The sequence below is a fragment of the Chryseobacterium sp. WLY505 genome (assembly GCF_030846215.1).
Taxonomy (GTDB): Bacteria; Bacteroidota; Bacteroidia; order Flavobacteriales; family Weeksellaceae; genus Chryseobacterium.
On sequence record NZ_JAVCWI010000001.1, the window covers coordinates 1123482 to 1139714 of the forward strand.

Annotated in this window: 17 protein-coding genes; 8 read left to right on the plus strand and 9 right to left on the minus strand. The window is 36.3% G+C overall.

Annotation, left to right across the window (positions count from 1 at the left end; all coding sequences use genetic code 11):
• The first annotated feature begins 51 nt into the window (after positions 1–51).
• The 3 genes from RAH34_RS05220 to RAH34_RS05230 all read left to right on the plus strand — a co-directional run bounded on the left by RAH34_RS05220 (position 52) and on the right by RAH34_RS05230 (position 1637).
• The gene (locus tag RAH34_RS05220; protein ID WP_306595385.1) at positions 52–645 is read left to right on the plus strand and encodes a phage tail protein; all 594 of its coding nucleotides are present in this window, start codon (positions 52–54) and stop codon (positions 643–645) included.
• Positions 646–650: 5 nt separating this feature from the next.
• A complete protein-coding gene (locus RAH34_RS05225) occupies positions 651–1343 on the plus strand; it encodes a T9SS type A sorting domain-containing protein (RefSeq protein WP_114822218.1) in 693 nt (230 codons plus the stop codon).
• A 96-nt stretch (positions 1344–1439) separates the two neighbouring features.
• Positions 1440–1637 carry a KTSC domain-containing protein gene (locus tag RAH34_RS05230; RefSeq protein ID WP_114822217.1) on the plus strand — a complete coding sequence of 66 codons (198 nt, stop codon included), beginning with the start codon at positions 1440–1442 and terminating at the stop codon, positions 1635–1637.
• Between the two features lie 54 nt (positions 1638–1691).
• Here RAH34_RS05230 and RAH34_RS05235 read toward each other — a convergent pair whose 3' ends face one another.
• The 9 genes from RAH34_RS05235 to RAH34_RS05275 form a co-directional block, all read right to left on the minus strand.
• Positions 1692–3557, minus strand: coding sequence for a GEVED domain-containing protein (locus RAH34_RS05235; RefSeq protein ID WP_306595386.1), 1866 nt, complete (start codon positions 3555–3557; stop codon positions 1692–1694).
• A 348-nt stretch (positions 3558–3905) separates the two neighbouring features.
• The gene (gene guaB / locus RAH34_RS05240) at positions 3906–5366 is read right to left on the minus strand and encodes an IMP dehydrogenase (protein WP_306595387.1); all 1461 of its coding nucleotides are present in this window, start codon (positions 5364–5366) and stop codon (positions 3906–3908) included.
• 189 nt (positions 5367–5555) lie between these two features.
• On the minus strand, positions 5556–6260 hold the full coding sequence (locus tag RAH34_RS05245; protein WP_306595388.1) for a hypothetical protein: 705 nt from the start codon (positions 6258–6260) through the stop codon (positions 5556–5558).
• Positions 6261–6285: 25 nt separating this feature from the next.
• The gene (locus RAH34_RS05250) at positions 6286–6789 is read right to left on the minus strand and encodes a DUF4252 domain-containing protein (protein WP_306595389.1); all 504 of its coding nucleotides are present in this window, start codon (positions 6787–6789) and stop codon (positions 6286–6288) included.
• 11 nt (positions 6790–6800) lie between these two features.
• Positions 6801–8087 (minus strand): DUF4252 domain-containing protein, encoded by a 1287-nt coding sequence (locus tag RAH34_RS05255; RefSeq protein ID WP_228412050.1) that lies wholly within the window; start codon positions 8085–8087, stop codon positions 6801–6803.
• A gap of 16 nt (positions 8088–8103) precedes the next feature.
• Complete coding sequence (locus RAH34_RS05260; protein WP_306595390.1) at positions 8104–8793, minus strand: hypothetical protein; 690 nt, start codon at positions 8791–8793, stop codon at positions 8104–8106.
• Positions 8768–9277: an RNA polymerase sigma factor gene (locus RAH34_RS05265; RefSeq protein ID WP_002976192.1), complete on the minus strand. Its 510-nt coding sequence runs from the start codon at positions 9275–9277 to the stop codon at positions 8768–8770. Before RAH34_RS05265 ends, RAH34_RS05260 begins: the two co-directional genes overlap by 26 nt.
• A gap of 99 nt (positions 9278–9376) precedes the next feature.
• Positions 9377–10537, minus strand: a complete 1161-nt coding sequence (locus RAH34_RS05270; RefSeq protein WP_185144374.1) for a putative sugar nucleotidyl transferase — start codon at positions 10535–10537, stop codon at positions 9377–9379.
• Between the two features lie 104 nt (positions 10538–10641).
• Positions 10642–10893: a type B 50S ribosomal protein L31 gene (locus RAH34_RS05275; RefSeq protein WP_002976190.1), complete on the minus strand. Its 252-nt coding sequence runs from the start codon at positions 10891–10893 to the stop codon at positions 10642–10644.
• Positions 10894–11077: 184 nt separating this feature from the next.
• On the opposite strand from RAH34_RS05275, the gene RAH34_RS05280 reads away from it, so the two are divergent.
• The 5 genes from RAH34_RS05280 (at position 11078) to RAH34_RS05300 (ending at position 16215) form a co-directional block, all read left to right on the plus strand.
• Entirely contained in the window at positions 11078–12487 is a 1410-nt protein-coding gene (locus RAH34_RS05280) for a hypothetical protein (protein WP_306595392.1), read from the plus strand.
• A complete protein-coding gene (locus RAH34_RS05285; protein ID WP_034692883.1) occupies positions 12487–12813 on the plus strand; it encodes a nucleotide pyrophosphohydrolase in 327 nt (108 codons plus the stop codon). Before RAH34_RS05280 ends, RAH34_RS05285 begins: the two co-directional genes overlap by 1 nt.
• 70 nt (positions 12814–12883) lie before the next feature.
• The gene (locus tag RAH34_RS05290) at positions 12884–14107 is read left to right on the plus strand and encodes a 3-phosphoshikimate 1-carboxyvinyltransferase (RefSeq protein WP_306595393.1); all 1224 of its coding nucleotides are present in this window, start codon (positions 12884–12886) and stop codon (positions 14105–14107) included.
• Positions 14108–14180: 73 nt separating this feature from the next.
• A complete protein-coding gene (locus RAH34_RS05295) occupies positions 14181–14861 on the plus strand; it encodes a hypothetical protein (protein ID WP_306595394.1) in 681 nt (226 codons plus the stop codon).
• Positions 14862–15216: 355 nt separating this feature from the next.
• Positions 15217–16215 carry a phosphatidylinositol-specific phospholipase C gene (locus RAH34_RS05300; RefSeq protein WP_306595395.1) on the plus strand — a complete coding sequence of 333 codons (999 nt, stop codon included), beginning with the start codon at positions 15217–15219 and terminating at the stop codon, positions 16213–16215.
• The last annotated feature ends 18 nt before the right edge of the window (positions 16216–16233 follow it).

Below are 16233 nucleotides of genomic sequence, written 5' to 3' on the forward strand. Positions count from 1 at the left end.
ATTTTCTGTAAAATATTTTCTAATTTTATATTACTTAAAATTCTTGCTATCATGAAAAACTTAATTTTTGCATGTACACTGCTGATAGGCAGTGCATTTGCTCCTGCTCTAAAAGCACAGGCATCAGAACCATTTTTAGGGCAAATAGCCTTTGTACCTTATAATTTTGCTCCAAAATACTGGGCAGAATGTAATGGGCAGCTTCTGCCTATCGCGCAAAATCAAGCACTTTTTTCACTACTGGGAACCACTTATGGAGGAAATGGAACCACTACATTTGCTTTACCTGACATGAGGGGAAGAGTTCTTGTTCATAACGGACAGGCTCCCGGAGCCCCTACTATGTATACCATGGGAGAAACCGGCGGAACTGAAAGTGTAACATTATTAATAACACAAATGCCGGCGCACAATCATACTGTGAATGCTGTAACGGCAGAAGGAAACCAAAATACGCCAACAAACAATCTTCCGGCAGACACCAAAACTCTTGATAAAGAATATTCTGATACAGCTGCCAACACTGTAATGAAAAACACAATGGTAGGAAATACAGGAGGAAGTCAGCCACACGAAAACCGGCCTCCCTTTATTACGCTGAAATGCATCATTGCATTAGCAGGAGTCTTTCCATCACAAAACTAATAATTATGAAAATTCTTTACTTATTATGTCTTGCTGTGGGAAGCTCAGCTTTCACGCAGACAATAACTTTCAGCGGATGTCCTAATCTGTTTGACAGCCCACCTAATACGTATGTTTTTAACAAAACAGGAGTAGATGCCTTCAGTAAGAACATTTATATGACCACTCCTATTGATGGCGGACAGGATTGTAGTGGATTAGGCACCTGTGAATTTAAAATTCAATGGAACAATGCGCTTACAAGATGGGAGTTTCTCGGTGATGAAGGAAACGGAACTTTTACGACACCTTATCTGATTTATTATAACTCAACAGGTAATAATTCTGTTCCGATACCTCCTGGTAATAGTGTCGGAACCTGGGTTGAAAATACAGCGATGACTAACGGACAATGTGGAGGAAGTCTTACTTCAGTAAACTCCACCATGTCAGGTGACGTACAGACCACTACATTAGGAACTTCGGAGCTTACCAAAAATAAAATTCAGATTTTCCCTAATCCTGTAGCTGATTTTATTACTATTTCCGGTATTGACGATGGGCTAACCATCCAGATTTACAATATTGACGGGCGTCTGGTAAAATCAGAAATGTTTGATTCCAAGATTGATGTTTCACAACTTGTTCCCGGAGGATATGTATTAAAAATAAATACCCGCAATTTTCAGATGCATCAATTTAAATTCGTGAAAAAATAGAGTATTATTTAATCTTAAAATCAAATACTGAAGCTTTCGGAATTTCCGGAAGCTTTTTATTGTAAGGCAAGGAATGTTTTTTGTATGAAATAGAATATGCCTTCAAGTGTTGTCAATCATTTCATCTATTTTCCGGATACTGAAATATTAAAAATTATATATCAGTCGGGGTCGGTTTATGATTATCTTAAGGTACCTCCTGATATTGTTGAAAATTTTAAAAAAGCCAGATCCAAGGGCCAATTTCTTAACAAAGTTATCAAGCCCAGGTTTAAGTACAGGAAGATAGAATAAAAAAATGTCCCCATTATCATGGAGACATTTATGTGTATTTAAAAGATGATCAATTTATTTGATGATCAGTTTAGAAGACTTACTGTCTTTTCCATTAGAAATCTGAATCATATAAACTCCTTTTTCTAATTGCTGGTCTACTTTGAAAACACCATTTCTTTCTTCAGATACAGATGGACTTGATACCAATCTTCCTGACATATCAGAAATAGAAACTTTCAGGTTTTTACCATTTTTAGCTTTAATGAAGATTTTATCTCCCGTTGCTACCGGGTTAGGATAAACTGTTAAGTCACCATTATCCGCTTTCACTTCACTTGTTCCTAAGTTGGTAACAAATTTTACAGTATAATCTTCAACCTGGCCATACATGAGCTGTCCGCAAGGTGTCATATTAGGGTTCTCATCATCTACAAGAACTCTCATTCTTAATGGCGTATTCAACACTACTGAAGCAGGTGCTGTAATGGTAGTACTGTAAGTACCTATCAAAGTAACCGGATCTGCAGCAATATTATCAACAGAACCTACCAGTTCAGAAGCTTCAAAAGTACCATTATTATTGTAATCGATCCATATTCTTACATCATTATTTGAATCTGAAACATTCACCTGAAGATTATGAGTTCCCGTTGCAGAAAGTTCAGTTGATGTTGCTCTTAAGCAGTTTGCACCTGTATAATCTTCATAGAAATTAGCAGCAGCCTGCCAATATCCCGTTGATGCATTATTAATATCTCCTAGTTTTACTAAAGTAGGGCCTACAAAATAGTTACTTGGTGTAGTAATACCTGTTGGGTTACATGCAGCAGCAATAGGAGTTCCAATTGCAGCTCCTGCAGAAGGAGCCGTTGCACCTAATGAAGTACTCAACCCTCCTTTCATCAAGAAAAAGTAAAGAGCCGCTCTGTCATGCTGTCCATTTGTAAATTTAAATGCTATCGGATTGGTATAGTTCATCATATTATACTGTACGCCCTGATAGTTTGCTCCTGTACAATAATTCATATCATTGTTGGTAGGTGCAGGATCATTCAGTAAACTTCTTGATCTTTCTGTATCACACACCTGATCATCATCATTCTCACAGTTACCAGTAGTTGGTGGGCAGAAATTAGTAGTTGTATCTCCTTGTGGTGCATCCGGGTCTACATTTCCAAAAGTATGAAGTAATCCCATACTATGCCCAAACTCGTGAGCCAGAGTAATATCATCCTGTAAAGTAACTACAAAAGATTTCATAAAGGATTCGTAGTTGGCATCGGCATTTTGAGGTAGCCCTGCCCATCCCATGATACCATATGTTCCACCTCCATCTACTTTATTCATGATATAGATATTAAAGTAAGACGCTTCCGGCCAGTGAGGAGCAATAGTTTTTACCTGTGCTGTAGTAACTCCATTAGCTCCATTACGCTTTACTCCATAAGTATCATATCCTGCAAGAGTTCCTCCGTTGTATCTAACAATTCCTGTAGTAGCATTACAATTAGGGTCTCTTTTAGCTAATACCAGTTTAATTGGCATCGTCGCAGCAGTACCAAAATCTGCCGGAACTCCCTGAGCCCACTGATAAGTCCCTGCATACATTTGATTACAATGATCCAACCAAGCCTGAATTTGCGCATCACTTTTATTGTAAGCTGTACCAATAGCAGCACCGGTAGGCGCTATTACGTGTACTACCACAGGAATTTCGTAAACTCCATTTACAATTTTGTATGCACTTCCATTTTTAGCAGTAGTATTTTGATTACCACTAATAATTTTGTTACGGATATTACGAATCATTTCATCAATTTCCGCATTCTGTTTTTGGTGTACTCTCTGTTCATTATCAAAGTCACACCAATCTTTTTTTTGCTGTGCAGATACTGAAAGGGATAGTAACAAAGCCCCACAAAGGATAGTTTTCTTCATTTCACTAATTTAAAAAATTAAACAATTTAAAAATTTACAGCCTTTACATTCTTACCCGTGATATTCACAACTAAAACAAGCAATAAATTTAAAATTTCATTACAGTTAGTAGAAAAAACTTAAATATTGTTACATTCAAATCAAAAAATAAAATTAACACCCAACCAAATAGAATAAATTTTATTTATATTATTATTGTAAAAAACGGAAAAATAAAAACAAATCGATAATTTAAAAAACGGATAATTTAAAATTAACACTCTATTAACCAAATCATTAAAACAAAATCATATAATAAAAAAACCGCACAAATTGTGCGGTTTTTTATATTTAAACTCAATTATAATTTTATAAAGAATAATTCGGAGCTTCCTGTGTGATAATAACATCGTGCGGGTGGGATTCTTTCAATCCGCTTCCGGTAATCATTACCAGTTTTGAGTCTCTCTGAAGGGTTTCAATATCTTTTGCCCCACAGTATCCCATTCCGGCTCTTAAACCTCCTGTCAACTGGAAAATAACATCTTCCAGTTTTCCTTTATGTGGTACTCTTCCTTCAATTCCTTCCGGAACGAATTTTTTAGCTTCACTTTGGAAATATCTTTCTTTACCACCTCTCTTCATTGCTGAAAGGCTTCCCATTCCCTGGTAAGATTTGAATTTTCTTCCCTGGAAGATAATTTCTTCTCCCGGAGCTTCATCGGTACCCGCTAAAAGTGAACCCAACATTACTGCGCCGGCACCGCTAGCAATAGCTTTAACGATATCTCCTGAAAGTTTGATACCACCATCCCCAATTACTGTTACATTTTGAGATTTAGCATATTCATATACGTTATAGATAGCAGATAGCTGAGGAACTCCTACTCCGGCAACTACTCTGGTTGTACAGATAGATCCGGGTCCTACTCCTACTTTCAATACATTGGCTCCTGCAGCAATAAGATCTTTGGCTGCATCTGCTGTTACAATATTTCCTCCTACGATATCAAGAGTAGGATATGCTTTTCTGATTTCTGAAATTTTATCTAAAACTCCTTTAGAGTGACCATGTGCAGAATCGATAGCTACAATATCAACTCCAGCCTGTACCAAAGCCTCAATTCTCGCTAAGGTATCTTCTCCTACACCAACTCCGGCTCCTACGATAAGGCGGCCGTTTTCATCTTTATTAGCATTAGGGTACTCCAACTGATTATCGATATCCTTGATGGTAATTAAGCCAACAAGTTTATTATCTTTATCTACGATAGGAAGTTTTTCAACTCTGTTTTTAAGAAGGATTTCTTTTGCTTTTTCAAGATTGGTATCTTTATCTGAAGTGATCAGATTTTCTTTGGTCATGATCTCTTCTACTTTCATATCAAGATTTTCCTGATATTTTACGTCTCTGTTGGTAATAATTCCGATCAGGACATTATCGGCATCTACTACCGGAAGACCGGAAATCTTATATCTTGACATAAGATCTTTAGCTTCACCTAAAGTATGATCTTTAGATAAAGTAACCGGATCAGAAATCATTCCGTTTTCGGAACGTTTTACACGGTTTACCTGAGCTGCCTGCTCAGCGATTGTCATGTTTTTGTGGATAAATCCTAACCCTCCGACTCTTGCTAAAGCAATGGCCAGATCAGCTTCAGTAACAGTGTCCATCGCAGCGGAAACTATCGGAACATTCAGCGTGATTTTGTCGGTAAGTCTTGATTTTAATGAAACCTGGTTAGGTAAAACTTCTGAATAAGAAGGGACTAGAAGAACGTCATCGAAAGTGATGGCTGTCTCTACAATTTTGTTATGAATAGACATCTTTACTTTCTTTGCAAAATTAGGTTATTTTAGTGAGATATGAAAATCCTTTTTGATAGTTTAAATAAAAATTAATAATCAATAACTTAAATCGAAAAACCGCTCTTTTTATAAGAACGGTTACGGTACAAAATAATTGAATAAGTTTGAAACTACTTTATTTATATGTTAAATAGGGACATTGAAGGTCTATTTCACGAGGTCTCCATTTTCATCAATATTCTCAATATGTGTTTGATTATTTTTGTCAATGTATAATTTTAATCTGACCTTTCCCTTATTATCACGGATAAAGATGCCCACATCACCATTGGCAGTCTTCCCTGCAAAGAAACGCTCACTTCCCAGCTTACCTTTTTCCTGTAGTTCTGCAAATGCTTTTTTAGAAGCTTCCGGATTGTTTAGTTTCTTTATAGAATCAGCAGCCTTAATAATATTTTCCATCGGAAAATCATCAGGACGGTCCCAGAGTTTTAAACCGTATACTCTTTTTTTGTCTTTTCCAGAACCTTCAAAGTACTGAAGCTGCATAATCTGATCTGTATTTCTCTGGTCTACAGAATATACCATTCCGGATTCTTTTTCATTGCCATCATATATGAGACCTCCACATTCGTCTCCTATAGAATTGAAGAAAATAAGGCCTGCTTCCCTCTCACGGGGTTTCATTTCCTTATGATTTACCAAACCGGGGTGCTGGCGTTCTTTATTACTGATTACCATTTTTAGGGTTCCGTCTTTCTCAACAATATTAATACGTTCTACATCTATTTCTTTAAAACGCTCGTTGGAAGATTGATTTTTAAATGCGAGAAAGAAAAACATAGCACACAGTACGGTAAGTACAACGGCATAGATTTTAAGGATGCGGACTTCTCTTATTAATTTTTCCATGCTGTGAATGTTTGAGATGATATGATTATTTATCAGAAACGGAATTAATCATTCTTGAAATGTCATTGGCCGTAAAGTTTCCTTTTACATCTACAAACACCATTTCGTTCTTATTGGAACCTACGGTAATCAGCATATTTTTAATGATCTCACCATCTTGTTTTACCCTTATGTTAATATCATCTCCATCATGTTTTATGCTGGCCCACTCTTCATAATGATTAAGATTTAAAAACTGAGCATAATCGTTTAGCATTTCCTTACTCCCATTGGTTACGGTAAGAACTTTTATTTTAGAGGCTTTCTTAACCAGGTCTATAGTCTCTTCACTTTCTCCTTCTTCTCTCAGAGCTTTCTTAATATAAGATTTTGCCAAAACCATGGGTACATTAATACTTGCAAATTGTGCTCCCTTGAAATCATATTCTGAATTCTGAAAAAAATCTATATTAGGTTTTTCTGAAACAATACACGATTGCAGCATACCCATTGTAAGAATAATAAGGAAAATGTTTTTAAGAGTCTTCATTGTTTAGTTTTTTATTTGATTTGTCTCAGACTGCCTCCTGAAATTTTATCCACTTTGGCATCCAGTTCAGGATTACCTTTCAGTTTTACATCTGCTCCTGAAGAAACACTCACTTTCAGCTTGTCTGTAACCAGCAAGGAAAGGCTTGCTCCCGAAGTAGATTCAGCAACTGCTGTGGCAATCTTAAGATCATCTGCTTTACACGAAGCACCACTGCTCGTTTCTATGACGGCAGACACGGCTTCTCCGGATAAGCTTACACTAGCTCCGCTTGAGGTGTCCAAAGCCAGTTTCTGTGTGGTAAGCTCAGCAGTCAAAACAGCACCGGAACTCGCTGTAACATTGGCAGCCTGTCTTGCATTGAAAGTTCCTTTAATAATTGAACCTGACTCTGCTTCAATCTCCATACTGTTTTCATTAACAGGATTCACTGCTGTAAAAATACTTCCTGATGAAGTTTTTATACCTTGAAGATTAGGAGCAGAAACATTAACATTAAGGTTTTTAAACCTCAGATTACGAGCTCCCTTATTATCCACATATATTTTCAGCACTCCGTTGTCTACTTTGGTGATCACATACTGAAGTTTATCTGCATCTGCAATTACTTTTACACTTCTGGTATTTTCCTGCTTAAAGGTAACATTAACTCCTACACTGGCATCTATTTTTGAAAACTCACCTACATTTCTATTATCTCCATTCAGGTAAGAAGAGGTATTTTCTGAAGTAAGACTGTTTCGCATCGTACTTGTTGCAGAAGAAGTGCTCGTTTCACCAGAATTTATGATCTTGTTAACGTCTGACAGCTTCATTTTTCCATTGAGAATAAAAATAATATTCTCTTCTTTGGAGTCTACATTGAACACCAGATTTTCAAGATAATTATCTTTTTCTTCTTCAGCCAGAAATTTCATGGAAGTTCCGTCACTGCTCATGGACATCAGTTCATTAAAATTCAGAGACTTTAAAGCATTGTTTACTCTCGCTGTCTTATCTTCATTCATTTTTATATTCGCAAGATTTTCATCTTTTAAACGATCCGGAAAAGTGATTTTTGGGATAATCAGAATTTTAAGACCATCTACTTCATTGAGAATGGGTTTTATTTTCCCGATGTAGGCATCATCAACATCTATGGTATTCAATAATTTGAACATCGGTTTTTTGATATTGATCGATGTAACTCTTCCATTTTTTTCAAAATCCTGAAAAAGCTTATCCAATTTCTCAGTCTGTGCAGAATAAGTTGCAAAGCTGCTTAGCATTAAGGCTATTATAAAAAATATTTTTTTCATGAGGTTGATCTGATTTTTAGTATTCGCTGTCAAGATTTTCATTTTTTTGGGAAGATGCTACAGTTTTTTTAAACTCGTTTCCTAATTTCATAAAGGAATATCTGGTAACATCCAGGGCTTCTTTTTCACTACTGATTCTCTTACCGTTTACAATGACATAAGAATCATTGTAAGCTGTTGCAGAATCATTTAAATTTTTACCTGAAAAAGAAGAATTATCAACATATCTGGGTTTTCTTTCTTTTTTAAGTCTTCCTCTTTTTGGCAGAATTTCGTCCATTACATCTTTCTCGGCCACCTGGTTATCCTGAAAAACAGAATCTTTTTTCACTCCGGAAATAGAATCTGTATGATTCACGGCAACCTGTTCCTGATGATCACTGTTTTCTTCAATGAATCCGGATTTCTGTTTTAAAATCTCGTCTTTTACCAGTTTTTCTCTATCCTTCACATCCGATGTGCCGGAATTATTATAATTGATGAATAGACCGATACCGAACACCAGCATTACACTGGCGGCCATCCAGAACCATTTGGGAAAGGAAGGTTTTTTCTTTTCTTCCAGTGGAATAAGAGGTGTCGTATTCTGTTCAGGTTCTGCACCTTCTGCAGTCTGAAGAAAGTCTTCAAAACTCCAGTCCATTTTTTCTTCCTTCATATCCCGGAAGACTTCGTTGTATTTATCTTGTAATTGATCTTTTTTCATAGCTCATCAGTTGTGAGATTTGTTCTTTTACTTTTTGTCTCGCACGCATCAGGTTTACCCTTACTGCATTTTCCTCCATTTCCAGCATTTCAGAAATTTCGGAAACATCATACTCTTCTACATCTTTCAAGTGGATGACCATCTTTTGTTTTTCGGGGAGCTGATTGATAAATCCTACAATATGTTCCTTAAGGTTATCAACTTCCATACTGTAAAGCTCCGAGCGATGAAGCTGCATATCCGCAAAACCGATCTTTACATCGTGATGCTTCAGACGGTTCAGGCATTCGTTCCGGACAGACTTCAGCGCATAGGATTTAAAATTCCCGAATTGCTCAAGCTCATCCCTCTTCTGCCAAAACTTCATCATGAGATCCTGTACTACATCTTCTGCTTCATCACTGCTCATGACAAACCGCTTCGCAAAACGATACATCTCGTCTTTGAGAATAAACACCGTATTCTTGAAAGTTTCTTGGGTCATGAGTTTTGTTTCTTATAGGTAAGACAATTGCTATTACTTATCTATTACATCAAAAATAAAAAAACTTCAAAAAAAAGTGAAGTTTTTATTATAATCGAATTAATACGTATCAAAAATATGTTTCAGAATCGCTTTATCTTCTTCTGTTAAAACGACTTTTCGTCTCGCCATAGCTCTCTCTGCTACTTCATATACTTTATCAAGCTTGAATCTTTCATCGTCTTTCAGTCCACCCCATGAAAAATTTTCTATAAGGTTTGGTGGAAAGCCTGGTTTGAAGATATTGGAAGCAACACCGATTACCGTTCCTGTATTCAATTGGGTATTAATGGCTGTTTTGGAATGATCTCCCATGATCAGCCCTGCAAACTGTAATCCAGTATCTTCGAATGATTTTGTTCTGTAATTCCAGAATTTCACATTACCATAATTATTTTTCATGTTTGAAGAATTGGTATCTGCTCCGAAATTACACCACTCCCCAATCACAGAATTTCCTACAAAACCTTCGTGGCCTTTACTGGAGTAGCCGAATATAATAATATTATTCACTTCTCCACCTACTTTACAGTGAGGGCCGATAGTGGTAGCTCCATAAATTTTAGCCCCAAGATTAAATTTGGAATCATCACAGAGGGCGATTGGCCCGCGAAGATGACAGCCTTCCATAACCTCAGTATTTTTCCCGATATAAATTTTACCCGTTTTTGTATTGATTGTAGAGAATTCAACACAAGCTCCTTCTTCAATAAAAAGGTCTTTTTTATCTCCTAAAAACCCATTGGTTGAAGACAATTCCTGTGAAGTTCTTCCTTTGGTAAGCAGATCAAAGTCGAAATCAATTGCATGATGATTATAGGTAAACAGATCTTTAGGTCTTTTAAAGAAGATAAGCTCTTCCTTAATATCCGTCATTTTTTCAATCTGATTCAGAGAAAACCCTTTCATATTGATTTTAGCAGCAATCAGCTCATCTTCATAAACCAGGGCTTCTCCCTGCTTAAGATCTTTAATCTGTTGAATTACGGTTTCTGTGGGAAGGAAATTGGGAACTAAAAAAAGACTTTCTTTTTCCTCCGGGCTTTTAAATTTATCCTGAAGATACATTTCTGTGAAGTAGGTTACCTCAGTATTTTCAAGGATTTTCTGCCACCTTTCGGAGAAGGTAAGAATTCCGCATCGCATTGCTGCAACCGGGCGTGTAAAAGTAAGCGGAAGAAAGTCTTCCCAATATTGTGCGTCTGAAAATACCAACTGCATCATTCAGTTTTTAAGTTTAAGGTTTAAAATTCAAGATCAACAAATTTACAATAAAAAAAGTCTCCCAAAAATTGGAAGACTTTAATATTTTAAATGTATAAAAATTACTTAGCGAATTTTTTATACTTGTTCATGAACTTATCAACTCTACCTGCAGTGTCAACTAGTTTTACTTTACCAGTGTAGAAAGGGTGAGAAGTTGAAGAGATTTCCATCTTGATTAGAGGATACTCTTGTCCTTCGTACTCGATAGTGTCTTTTGTTTCTGCAGTAGACTTGCAAAGAAACACCTCGTCGTTACTCATATCTTTGAAAACAACAAGTCTATAATTTTCTGGGTGGATTCCGTTTTTCATAATACTATTTTTAAAAAAATTAAGTTTGCTTTCGAAATAGTAATGGATATTTCTCTGCTAAATTTTAGGTTGCAAAAATACAACATTTTTTCTAAATTCCAAATACTGAATTCAATATTTTTTTATAGATAAGAAATTCAAAGTATTTTCGTTAAATTTGGAACTTACTTAAACTTTAATTTCAATGAAATTCAAATTATTACTGGCTTTTTCCTTCTGGATGTTACTTGTAGCAGTATCATGTAATAAAGATGACATCACGTTTGACAGTCCTTCACAGGAACTCCGCTTCTCCAGAGATACGGTATTTTGTGATACGGTCTATCATCAGGTACGTTCAGAAACTTATGTTGTAAAAGTATATAATAATGAAGATAAGGATATCATGATCCCAAGAGTGAACCTTGAAAAAGGAGCTGCTTCATTATATAGAATCAATGTAGATGGAAAACCGGGATATGATTTTAAAAATGTTCCTTTAAGAAAGAAAGACAGTCTTTATATTTTTGTTGAAATTGCTCCGGAAGCTACAGGACCGGAAGCCATTGCAGAAGACAAAGTTCTTTTTACAAGTCCTGGCGGACAACAGCATGTCACTTTATTTTCTGTGGTTCAGGATGCTGAATTTTTCATCCAGACCCCTGGCAACCCTAATGTAATTATCAGCTCCACCACATGGAATAACAATAAAGCAAAAATCATCTACGGAAATCTTACCATCAATCCAAGTGTGACCCTTGATATCAACGCCGGAACTAAAGTGTATTTCCACAAAAACAGCGGAATGAAAGTTTCTTCGGGAGCGGTCTTAAATATTAACGGAACTCAGGCCGATCAGGTTATCCTTCGTGGTGACAGAAATGATCCTTATTATGATACGATTCCTAAAAACTGGAATTCTATTAAAATGGAAGCCAATTCTACCCTTAAGATGAACCATGCAAGACTTTTCGGAGGGACGAGAGGATTGGATATGAAGCAAACCAATGCTACCATTACCAATTCCTTTATCCATACTTTCTTTGAATATGGAATCTATGCTGTAGGTTCTACCGTGAATGCGAACAATCTTGTGATGAACAACTGCGGTTTATCGTGTGTAGGGATTTTCCTGGGTGGAAAACACAGCTATACTCATGCTACCATTGCGAACTATTCTAAAACAATGAGTTCTTTTGACAGAACAGGAATTTTTGCAGCCAATGAATGGAAAAATGATGCCGGCCAATCCCAGCAGGGAGCATTACAGCAGCTTGACATCAAAAACAGTATTGTGTATTCTGACAGGGATGATGCGGTTCATTTCGAACAAACCCCAGGCCAGCAGTTTGAATTCTTACTTCAAAATTCATTAATCAAATATACCAGTGCCACCGGAGCAGGTTTCACTTTTGATAACAATCCGAATGTGATACAAACGGTAAAGAATGCAGAGCCTCAGTTTGTCAATTACTTTATGGCTAAAATGAATTTAAGAGTAAAACCAGGTTCACCAGCTCTTGGAAAAGGAAATACAGCAGTAGCAGCAACAGTACCTTTCGATATTGTGAATGTATCCAGAACGACCAACCCAACTTTAGGAGCTTATCAATAATGGAAATTACACAGTTACAGCAGCAGGTAGATGAATGGATCAAAACCATTGGGGTAAGATACTTTAATGAACTTACCAATATGGCGATGCTGACAGAAGAAGTAGGCGAAGTAGCGAGAATTATTGCCAGAAGATATGGCGAACAAAGCGAAAAGGAAAGTGATAAAAACAAAGATCTTGGGGAAGAGCTGGCAGATGTGCTTTTTGTAACATTATGTTTAGCCAATCAAACCGGAGTCAACCTACAGGATGCTTTCGACAGAAAAATGAAAATAAAAACTGACCGGGATAAAGACCGGCATCAGAACAACGAAAAATTGAAATAATAATAAATAATGAGTTATACATAATACATTAATTTATAACTCATTATTTTTTAAGATAATGTAGATCATAATGAAGCTAGAAAAATCAAAATTATCAGGTGATAAAACAGTACAGATCAGCGGTTCGAAAAGTATTTCGAATCGTTTATTGATTCTGGAAAGCCTGTTTAGTAATATAAAAATCGGGAATTTGTCCAATTCTCAGGATACTCAGCTGCTGAAAAAAGCTTTGTCTGAGAATACCGAAGTGGTAGATATTCATCATGCAGGAACAGCAATGCGTTTTCTTACTTCTTATTATTCTATTCAGGAAGGAAAAACAACTATTCTTACAGGTTCCGGTAGAATGAAGGAAAGACCTATCAAAAATCTGGTAAGTGCTTTGAGGGATCTTGGAGTAGAAATTGAATATATGGAGAATGAAGGATTTCCTCCTTTAAAAATTAAAGGAAGAAAAATCACTCAGACTTCAGTGAATGTTCCTGCCAATATTTCAAGCCAGTTTATCACTTCCCTGCTTCTTATTGCAGGAAAGCTTGAAAATGGGCTTGTCATCAATCTTGTGGGTGACGTTACTTCAAGATCTTATATTGAAATGACACTTGATATCCTGACCAGATTTGGTATCCAAAGCAGTTTTGAAGGAAATACCATCAAAGTAGAACCTTTCACTCTTGAGAATGATGCTGAGACAATTCATTATGAAGTGGAAAGTGACTGGAGCTCGGCTTCTTACTTCTACTCTATCTGTGCATTGGGAAGAGAAACGATTCATCTGAAAAGTTTTTATAAAGAATCCACACAGGGAGATTCCGCCATTGCTAACATCTATGAAAAGTTCTTCGGAATCAAAACTACATTCTCAGAAGATGTGCATCAACTAACGCTTGAACCTCAGCCTGATTTTTCTTTCCCAGAAAAAATTATTCTGGATATGAACAACTGTCCGGATATTGCACAGACTCTTTGTGTAACGGCAGCCGCTTTAAAAATTCCTTTTGAGATTTCCGGATTGGGAACCTTAAGAGTAAAAGAAACCGACAGACTTCTTGCCTTATATAATGAGCTTAAAAAGCTGGGGACGGAAACAGAAATCACAGATTTAACCATTCAATCCACCAGTTTCGGAGAGCCACAAGAGGGTATTTCAATCAAAACATACCAGGATCACAGAATGGCGATGAGTTTTGCTCCGTTCAGTCTGATCAAGGAACTCAATATTGAAGATGAAGATGTAGTAGAAAAGTCTTATCCCATGTTCTGGAAAGATCTTGAAAGTATACTGACTCATTAATGTCTTAAGAATGTGGTAATTTGAAATTGTTTTTTTATTTTGGATTACCACATTTTAATTTTATATAATCATCATGAAACATTTCTTTTCCTTTTTCTTTGTCTTAGCTGTTTCAAGCTTATCTGCTCAGAAGCTGAAAAATTTTTCGGTTCCGAAGGGTTATACTCAGATTGCAGAAGCCAAAGGCGATCTTGACAAAGATGGAAAAGATGAAACGGTCCTTGTATTTAATACGAATATAAAAGCATCATACGAGCAGAATCTGGAAGGTACAAGTGACTATAAAAGGGTTTTCTATATTCTGAAAAAGGAAAACAGCGGACTGAAAGTATGGAAAGAAAATTCTGATATCATTTTTTCAAGCGGATTCGGATTTTATCCTTCCGATAATACTCTTACAATCAATATAAAAAATAACTGTCTTGTTATCGAACAGCTGTTTTTTACCAATTCAAGGCATACACAGCAATATAAACATACCTTCAGATTTCAGAACGGAGATTTTTATCTGATAGGTTTGTACGATCATTTTGAAGATACCTGTGATTTCAGTTTTACGAATGAAATCAATTTTTCTACAGGCCAGGTAATTGTTGACAGAGAATATTCATCCTGTGATGATGATACCAAATTACCCGAAAACTCGCATAAAGAATTTATTCATAAATTCCCGGCTCTTATTAAAATGAATGATTTCTTTATCGGAGACCACAAGTTCAAAATTCCCGGGTCGAAAGATGATTTTGTGTTTTAAGAGAGGAGATTGAAGCTGGACGCTAGAGGTTACTCTTTGACGCCACATTTCTTTAACGCAAAGTAAAATTTATTCTAATGTTATAGTAAAGTGAGCTAAGAGGCCGACATATGTCGGTCATCAAGCTTTCTTTTTTATACATTAGCTTAGAAAAAATCAATTTTATTGATTTCATCCTTGCTTCCTCTACATTTCCGGAATTAAAAATAAACTTTGCATTAAGAAAATCAAACTTCCATCATCCATCTTCCAGCTCCTTGACTTTAAACCAACTTAATCATCTCTTAAAGTTAAATTAACTCCTAGTCCTTTGATATATTCTTATTTTTAATCTACATTAAAAAATAAAAAAACTATGTTCAAACAAAGCATGAAACGTATGACAGCGATCACTCTTGGAGTGGTTACTGCATCTATCTTTTTTTCCTGTTCCAATGACAGCATTATGGAAAGGGACTCTAATGAAAACAGTTTAGCATCTTTAGCAAAAACTAATAGTAGAGCTTCTTTAGCACCTATCGAGATGAACAGCTGGATGTCTGGTCTTCAGGATAACATTTCCATTTCAAAAATCTCAATTCCAGGAACTCACGATTCCGGAGCACGTATAGATGCCCCTGTGGTATCAGGTACAGCTAAAACTCAAGACCTCAGCATTGCTGAACAATTGAATGCCGGAGTCCGTTTTCTGGATATACGTTGCAGACATATTGACAATGCTTTCACCATTCATCACGGAGCAATTTACCAAAATCTGAATTTTGATGATGTGCTTAATGCGTGCTATGCGTTTCTTAACAGCCATCCATCAGAAACAATCATCATGTCTGTAAAAGAAGAATATGATGCTTCCAATACCACCAGAAGTTTTGAACAGACTTTTGATTCTTATGTACAGAAAAATCCTTCTAAATGGGATCTTGGAGCAAACATTCCTACGCTGGGTGCTGTAAGAGGAAAGATCAAATTATTAAGAAGGTTCTCTTCAGGAACAACTAAGGGAATCAACGCTTCACCATGGGCAGACAACACTACTTTTGACATCAACAATTCAGGAGTGCAGTTAAAAGTACAGGATTATTATAAAGTAACGAATAACGACGATAAGTGGAATGGAATTTTCAACCTTCTTAATGAAGCGAAAAATGATACAAATGGTAAGCTTTTCGTGAATTTCACCAGCGGATATAAACCTGGAATCTTCGGTATCCCAAGTATTCCTACCGTATCCAACAATATCAATCCAAGGCTTAAAACATTCTTCCAATCCAATACTCACGGATCATTCGGTATCATGCCGATTGACTTTGTGAATGCGGAGCTGTCTGAATTAATTGTTAAGACGAATTTCTAAATTATTATTTGTTAGCTA